This is a genomic window from Ensifer sp. SSB1, assembly GCF_016652895.1.
GTDB lineage: Bacteria > Pseudomonadota > Alphaproteobacteria > Rhizobiales > Rhizobiaceae > Ensifer.
The window spans coordinates 1-4,003 of record NZ_JAEPRP010000315.1; the positions used below are offsets into that span (position 1 = coordinate 1).

3 protein-coding genes and 1 pseudogene are annotated in these 4,003 nt (G+C 61.3%); 3 read left to right on the plus strand and 1 reads right to left on the minus strand.

The annotated features are described in order from the left end of the window. From I8N66_RS36485 to ugpC, 3 genes and pseudogenes are all read left to right on the plus strand, one after another. Positions 1 to 174, plus strand: a pseudogene (locus I8N66_RS36485) (carbohydrate ABC transporter permease); the annotation flags it as partial. A gap of 47 nt (positions 175 to 221) precedes the next feature. Then, a complete protein-coding gene (locus I8N66_RS36490; protein WP_291165268.1) occupies positions 222 to 1,268 on the plus strand; it encodes an NAD(P)-dependent alcohol dehydrogenase in 1,047 nt (348 codons plus the stop codon). A gap of 3 nt (positions 1,269 to 1,271) precedes the next feature. Next, entirely contained in the window at positions 1,272 to 2,354 is a 1,083-nt protein-coding gene (gene ugpC, locus I8N66_RS36495; RefSeq protein WP_291165271.1) for a sn-glycerol-3-phosphate ABC transporter ATP-binding protein UgpC, read from the plus strand. Positions 2,355 to 2,362: 8 nt separating this feature from the next. On the opposite strand, the gene I8N66_RS36500 is transcribed toward ugpC, so the two are convergent. Continuing rightward, the gene (locus I8N66_RS36500) at positions 2,363 to 3,469 is read right to left on the minus strand and encodes a hypothetical protein (RefSeq protein ID WP_291165274.1); all 1,107 of its coding nucleotides are present in this window, start codon (positions 3,467 to 3,469) and stop codon (positions 2,363 to 2,365) included. Positions 3,470 to 4,003: the final 534 nt, after the last annotated feature.

Genomic DNA, 4,003 nt, shown 5'->3' on the forward strand with positions numbered 1-4,003 from the left:
ACATACGACGCCTAGACGCTGCCGATCGTCGCTTCTGAACTGACCCAGCTCGTCCGCGACGTGCCCTGGGGCATCCTCAACGCATCCGTGGTGCTGCTCTCCATCCCGCCCCTGCTCTTCATCGGGGTTCTAAGCGGCATGCTCAACAGCGCCTTCAAGCGCAAGACCCAATGAAACCCAAGACCGCGAAAACCAAGACACTGAAAACAAGGAAATCCTTCATGCAAGCGTTGGTCCTCGAGCAAAAAGGCGTGCTCTCGCTCCGCGAGATCGATCTACCGCTGGAACTCGGCCCCGATGACGTCAAGATCGCCATCCACACGGTCGGCGTCTGCGGCAGCGACGTGCATTATTACACCCATGGCGCCATCGGCCCCTATGTGGTGCGCGAGCCGATGGTGCTCGGCCACGAAGCCGCCGGCACCGTGGTCGCGGTCGGCAGCAACGTCGAAACGCTAACAGTCGGCGACCGGGTCTGCATGGAGCCGGGTGTTCCGGATCTGACCTCCCGCGCTTCCAAGCTCGGCATCTACTATGTCGACCCGAAGGTGCGCTTCTGGGCGACGCCGCCGGTGCATGGAGTGCTGGCGCCCTTCGCCATCCACCCGGCCGCCTTCACCTACAAGCTTCCGGACAACGTCTCTTTCGCCGAGGGCGCCATGGTCGAACCCTTCGCCATCGGCATGCAGGCTGCCGCCCGCGCCCGGATCGCGCCCGGCGATGTCGCCGCGGTCATCGGCTGCGGGCCGATCGGCATCATGGTGGCGCTGGCAGCCCTTGCTAGCGGCTGCAGCCGCGTTTTCATCTCCGATTTCAGCGCCGAGAAACTGGCGATCGCCGCGCAATATCCCGGCATCACCCCGGTCAACATCGCCGAGCGCTCCTTTGCCGATGTGATTGCAACTGAAACCGGCGGCTGGGGCGCCGATGTCGTCTTCGAGGCAAGCGGCAGCGCCAAGGCGTTCTCCGGTATCTTCGATCTCGTGCGCCCGGGCGGTGCCATCGTGCTGGTCGGCCTGCCGGTCGAGGCCGTCCAGTTCGACGTACCGGGCGCGATCTCAAAGGAGGTCCGCATCGAAACGGTGTTCCGATACGCCAACATCTTCGACCGCGCGCTGCAGTTGATCGCGTCGGGCAAGGTCGACCTGAAGCCGCTGATCACCGACACGTTCCGGTTCGAAGACAGCATTCGGGCTTTCGAACGCGCCGCTTCCGCGCGGCCGACCGACATCAAGCTGCAGATCCGCATGGACAGTGGGAAGGATTGAGCCATGGCGAACATCGTCTGTTCCAATGTCGACAAGCAATACGGTGCCGTTGATGTCATCAGGGATTTCAACCTCGATGTCGCCGATCATGAATTCATCGTGTTTCTCGGCCCATCCGGCTGCGGCAAGTCTACGCTTCTGCGCATGATTGCCGGCCTTGAGGACATTTCCGGCGGCACCGTCTCGATCGGTGGGCGGACAGTGAACGACCTGCCACCGCGCGACCGCGGCGTCGCCATGGTCTTCCAGAATTATGCGCTCTACCCGCACATGACGATCTACGACAACATCGCCTTCGGGCTGAAGCGCATGAAAGTCTCAAAGGCGGAGATCGACATCCGCATCCGCGCCGTATCGACAACACTCGGGCTCGAGCCCTATCTCGCCCGCAAGCCGACCGAATTGTCCGGCGGCCAGCAGCAGCGCGTCGCGATCGCCCGTGCGATGATCAAGACGCCGCGGGTCTTCCTCTTTGACGAACCGCTGTCCAATCTCGATGCCAAGCTGCGCAATCACATGCGTGTCGAGATCGCGCGGTTGCACCAGAAGCTGAAGACCACGACGATCTATGTGACGCACGACCAGTTGGAGGCGATGACGCTCGCCGACCGGATCGTCTTGATGAAGGGCGGCGCGATCGAGCAGGTCGGCACGCCCGCCGAAATCTACGAGCGGCCGCGCACCCTGTTCGTTGCCGGTTTCATCGGCACGCCCAATATGAACTTCATCGAGGTCGCGGCCGAGAAAACCGAAGGCGGCTGGTTACTGCGCAGCGCCGGCGGCAACTTCGTGGTCTCGGATGAAAAATTCACCCTGAGCCATGGTCAGCAACTGGTGCTCGGTATCCGCCCCGCCGATCTCAAGATCGCGGAGGTGGGCTCCAGTCACATGTCGGGTATTGCCGATCTCGTCGAGTTTCACGGCAACGACGCGCTGGTGACTTTCCTTTTCGCCGGCAAGGAAATCGGCGCTCTGGTCAAGGCGGGCGGAAGTCCGAAACCGGGCGATGCCGTGTCCTTCTCGATCGGACCGGAGAGCCTGCATCTGTTCGACCGCGAAAGCGGCATCTCCCTGCTGAAATCCTGAGGCCTTCTTCAGCTTGGATTGGCGAATGAGGCGGCCGAGAAAGGTCCGGCCGTCATCATCGTAAAATCGAAGGACGCGCGAACGTCGGCGTCGAGCACGTATTGCCGGTGAACCCGAAGGAAATCGCGCTTGATCCTGCGATAGCGTTCCGGCGAAAGCATGTGCCGGAGCCGTATGAAGACGATCGGCGGCTGCGTCGCGTCAGGGTGTCCAGCGAGCGCGACGACCTGGCATCGATAGAAATTGATCGCATCCGTCAGGCATTGGACGTCGAACCAGAAGATTTCCTTCACACGGGCAATGGCGCCGACGCGGGCCCGAAGAACCTCGGCACTGCGCAACAGCGCACATTGCAGGATCGCGCCGCCGAGAGTGACGAAGATGATCCGTTTCCGCTCGAACAAATCCGGCTCCCTTTCCACCAAGGCGCCGAGGACCTGTGTGGCAACGCTGGCGCCCATACTGTGGGAGGTGATGACATATTCGTCAGCAGGCTCGCTGAGGGCCGCCCGCGCGGACGCTAAGCTCTCTTCAATCCATTGTTTCAAATACGGTTTTTCGAGCCTGGCAACAGCGACGGCCAGTTCCCAGTCGGAAAAGAGATGTAGGGCATGCCATCTCTCGGTCCAGGGGAGAAAGAGCTTGAAGAAGGCGACATAGGCAACGATTGCGCTCAGGGCCAGAAGTGGAGCATCCACCCCAAGCCAGTAGGGAGCGGTGGCGATCAGCAGGCTCAGCCCCATCCCGATCGCAATAAGCAGGAACGGGAAGAGGAAGAACAACCCGAAGCGCCACGCATGCCGGAAGTAGGACAAGGCACCGCCTTCCCAGACGACGCGCGCGGCATTCAGGTAGCCCGCTGCCATTCTGTGCAACGTCGACCGGCCGTTCAGCCTTCTCACGATTTCATTGTGATCGAAGACGTAGACGCGGGTCATCGTTCGCCAATCGACGCCTTGGCTGTCCACGTCGAAGTAGCGGCTAGGCCCTCCGATCTGTACCGGCCCCACCTCGACCTCGAAGTCGTGAAGCTTGGCGGTCTTTTCCGCCGATCGTTTGTAGCGCGCCTGGTGCTTGACGGCATCCAGGGGCTCAAAGCCCGGAAAGTGCAGCACGATTCGTTTCGTGACGTGCCCGGAAGGTTTGTCGAATGACAAGTGGATGATCTTTCAATAGGCGCAAAACGCCCGCCCTTGCCTCCTCGGAAGAAAGCAAGAGCGGGCGCTCGAAGAGCGCCGGGTGGTCCCAGCCTGCCGGAGAGGTCAACAATCTCGGTGTCGAGAATATGGCCGAATGAAACGATACATCTGTGCCGGCAAGAATTTTGTGATGCCGTCGATCCGAAATGCGACTTCCGCCTGAACGCAGGCGCCGCAGTTTGAAATCCCCCAGTGCTCCGATCTTTATGGGTTCCTTATGCGCCGGTCCCAACTTCCCAGGCGATTTTCTACCTTGGCTCGCGCTAACAGCAACCGGCGCAAATGCCGCATTGGTCCCCGATGGCTCCGCCTTCTTAGTGCCGTTTTTCGATGGCTTGAGACGCGCCGTGCCGCCGGGAACATCGCCCAATTGCGGCACGTGCCACCATCACTGAGCGCCGGCATCAACGTGCCGGAAAAGGCGAGCGTCACCGGCTTCGACGACCTGAT